Source organism: Mesobacterium pallidum, from assembly GCF_019966535.1.
GTDB classification, from domain to species: Bacteria; Pseudomonadota; Alphaproteobacteria; order Rhodobacterales; family Rhodobacteraceae; genus Mesobacterium; species Mesobacterium pallidum.
The window spans coordinates 1-2,424 of the sequence record NZ_JAIMID010000053.1; the positions used below are offsets into that span (position 1 = coordinate 1).

Sequence of the window (2,424 nt, forward strand, 5' to 3'; positions counted from 1 at the left end):
TCGTTTGCGACGTCGCTATGCACGTGTCTTAGGGCCTCACAGCGAAATCCGGCAGGCGGTAGCAACCGGGTGGTTACGTCATTGAAAAGGTTTGGAGGCGAGTACCGGACCCGCTACCATTTTTCTAAGCCACTGGCAGGCTTTAACATTCGAGTGCGAGGTTGAGGTCTGTGTCGCACTTTGTGTCGCACCTATGCGGAATGATCCCAGCGCCTGTCAACCACGAAGTCCCGCTCGGCAGGTGGCGACGTGGCCCCTTAGAACGCCGTAGAGGCCCGTACAAGGGCAAGTCGGTATCGTCGCTATCCCGGTTGGGGGGGGGCGGTTGCTCTGGACGTGCTAAGGCGTCTGTGCGCGCTCTCTGCGCCATGGCCGATTGCCTCTCCCCGCGCCGTCGTCAGGTTCCCAAGGGGAAGGGGGGTACGGGGGGCGCTTCGTCCGCTCGGATAGATAGACACCCCCGCGCAAAAGATCGCCGAAAAATTACATTCGTCCACCGTGGTCAACTCAATTGACCTGAGCGAAGCACACCAGTTTCGTGCCGAGCTCAAGAAGCGAAGAGGGCCGACATTTGGGCAACACTATGCTCCAGGGCGCCCACGGCCCAAAGCCGACCTTCTCTCAAATGCAATCTGCTGCGGCACATCTTACCCAAACCAGCCGTTCAATCAGGCTCAAAGTGCAAAGCTCGCTCTAGTAAAGCTCTCAATCTCATGTGCGCGAGGCGAGTTGATTATGGTCGCCTCAAGTTTTCATGACTACTCTGCCGCCACGCAACTCTTCTGCTGCGGCAAGAAACATATCCCGAGTTAAGCCATGGAGATGCTCGACGTCTTCGTCAAAAAGAACATCTTTGGCTCGCTCCTTGGCACGTTCTGGGTCCATTAAATTGAAGAGCCTAATGGTTTCTGCTCCCTTCGCTGAACCGTTCTTCGGGCTTATTAGGATAGCGTTGTCAGCCACTCCGAAATCCAGATGATCAGCAGGATCGTCAAGGAAGGGATGCACAATGGTAAAAGTCGTGCGCCGATAGCTGGCCGCCACCACAGCGACCGTATCGGTCTCACCTTTGCAATCAACGTTGCAACAGTAGCATGCTAGAACCAGGTTTGTTGGCCAAAATGTCCACCTAAAATGAGGGCTCTTCGGCGCGATATGATCTCTGTGGGGGCGTTCTTCGAATAGGCGGGTGCCGCAATAAGCGCACCGCTTAGATTGCGCGGCCTTCATTGTTGTCGTTACGTTCTTCTTGAAGTTCCCGTACTTTCCATCACTGCGCTTCCAAAGGTTCTGCGCGGTCGGAACATCAGTAAGCTTCGAACGCAAAAAGCGAACATCTTTTATGTCGAAGGGCGGTGCGTTCAACTTCTTCATGCAAGCGCGTCTTTGTAATCTCTTATTGACGCAACAACTTTAGCTAACGCTTCTGCGCCTTCTAAATTTAACCGATCCGCTTTATCTAGAAACGCATCAATTAAACGGCGATCTGTTCCATTCCCTTGAATGTGCAGCAGAACGGATGCCAAATCTCTTTGAAATCCAAAACTGGAAGCAGATGGAATATCCAGAACTTGATAAAGCACGGATTCAGATCCCCAACCTTCAAACTCGGCATCAACTGTCGAACTCATTAGTCGATCCTTGTCTCGCTCAATCAGAACGACACTAGACTCTCCGAATGGCAGACTGGATATCAGATGTGGCGAATGGGTGGCGATCAATACGTGGCTTCCTGGAGCCTCTGACAGAGACTGAGTGACGAGGTCGGTATAATGTTGTTGCCATGCGGTATTGAGGCTTACTTCGGGTTCGTCGATTGCAATTAAGCAGCCTGGCTCCGCGTGTGCGATGAGTTTTGCTCCGGTGGACAGAATATTCTGCTCTCCTGAGCTCAACTGTCCGAATTCCGTCCAGCCTTGCCAAGCGTTTCCTTCAATCGCAACATTCGGCCAAGAGAGGAACCGTCCTCTAATAGCCGTCGAAATCGCTGGCTGTAGTTCTGCCAGTTCAACCAGAGCGCCGTCGTCCAACGCATCCAGTCTCAAGACAAGGCTGGAGCGGCTAGGCCCTCTACTCCCGAAACTTTCGGCCCCTTGAGTTAGGTTGAGGAGATACCGAAAAAGTTGGATAAGTTGGGGAACGGACTCGGCGGCGCTCTCAAGTAGCCGTTCATCGCTGGGTCTAGCGCTACCCCGCATGCGGGTTAATCTCTCGACGAAGGCGTTCAGGGGATCAGGATCGGACAGGAACATATCGATCTGCGATAGCGAGACACGATCAAAAGTGAGGGCAATTTCACGTGTTCCGCCAAACACTAACTCGACCCATTTTTGAAACAAGTCGCGCTTAGGGTCAGGACCTATTGATTTCCGCTTGGTGGCGTGATTCACGGCTCAAAAACGAGCGGTGAACATGTCTGATCTT

At 53.0% G+C, this 2,424-nt stretch carries 2 protein-coding genes; both read right to left on the reverse strand.

Features of this window, described 5'->3' with window-relative positions:
- Positions 1 to 744: 744 nt before the first annotated feature.
- Entirely contained in the window at positions 745 to 1,374 is a 630-nt protein-coding gene (locus MF270_RS28070) for an HNH endonuclease family protein (RefSeq protein WP_238368865.1), read from the reverse strand.
- Positions 1,371 to 2,390 carry an AAA family ATPase gene (locus tag MF270_RS28075; RefSeq protein ID WP_238368866.1) on the reverse strand — a complete coding sequence of 340 codons (1,020 nt, stop codon included), beginning with the start codon at positions 2,388 to 2,390 and terminating at the stop codon, positions 1,371 to 1,373. The genes MF270_RS28070 and MF270_RS28075 overlap by 4 nt, the downstream gene beginning before the upstream one ends.
- Positions 2,391 to 2,424 lie beyond the last annotated feature (34 nt).